Origin of the sequence: Bradyrhizobium sp. 142 (assembly GCF_023074015.1) — a bacterium.
GTDB lineage: Bacteria > Pseudomonadota > Alphaproteobacteria > Rhizobiales > Xanthobacteraceae > Bradyrhizobium.
Window position 1 is genome coordinate 1 of the sequence record NZ_JADPKQ010000225.1, and the last position, 925, is coordinate 925.

General features: G+C 63.1%; 1 protein-coding gene. It reads right to left on the reverse strand.

Translation table 11 applies throughout. The features are described from left to right. On the reverse strand, positions 1–888 hold an 888-nt coding region (locus IVA82_RS21205; protein WP_247383711.1), incomplete at its 3' end, for an IS630 family transposase. Positions 889–925 lie beyond the last annotated feature (37 nt).

A 925-nucleotide genomic window follows, 5' to 3' on the forward strand; every position in this document is an offset into this window, starting at 1 on the left:
GAACTCGAGTCGTCGCAATATCCGCCTGGCTTCGGCGGGCGGGAACGCCTGATACAGGGCGCCGGCGCAGTGGGTCGATAAATTGTCCTGAACGACCCGGATGATCTCGGCATCGGGATAATGGATGTCGACGAGATCGCGCATGCATTGGGCATAGTCTTCTGCGGCTCGCCGGTCGGTGACCTTGACCTTGCGCCAGGGACGATGCACGTCGAGGAGGACGAAGAGATTGACCGTGCCATTGCGACGATACTCGTAATCGTAACGTTCGAGCTGGCCCGGCCTTGCCGGGATGGGCTGACGGACCTCTCCGATGAGTTGCACCGGGCTTTCGTCGAAGCACACCACCGGCCGCTTGGGGTCGGAAGCCTCGGCGTAGAGGTCGAGCACATCCTCCATACGGGCAACGTATTCGCCGTCGACCTGCGGAATGCACCACATGTCTTTGCGCCAGGGCTTGAGGCCATTTTCGGCCAAACGCCGCCGAACCGTCTCGTGCGACAGGCTCTTGTGTTCGGTGAGCTTGACCATCGCACCCGCCAGCAGCTTGAGCGTCCAGCGGGCACGGCCCTTTGGCGGACTGGCGCAGGCTGTCGCCACCAGCAAGGCTTCTTCCTTGCCCGTGAGTTTGCGTTCCGCCCCGGGACGCATCTCTTCGCTCAGCGCCCGCTCCAGATTGCCTTCCACGAAGCGTCGCTTGGTCCGGTACACGGTCGAGCCGCTCACGCCGACGCTCCTTGCGATCTCCTCGTCGCTGGTCCCGGCATCGGCGGCCAGCAAAATCTGCGCTCGCTTGAGCTTCCGGGACGCGTGCTTGCCGCCGCTGAGCAGCGCCCTCAGTTCGGTGCACTCGATTTGGCTGAGTTCGACCCGATAGCGTACATTCATGGCGTGCCTCCTCGTTCGAGGCACGCACGAACAACTG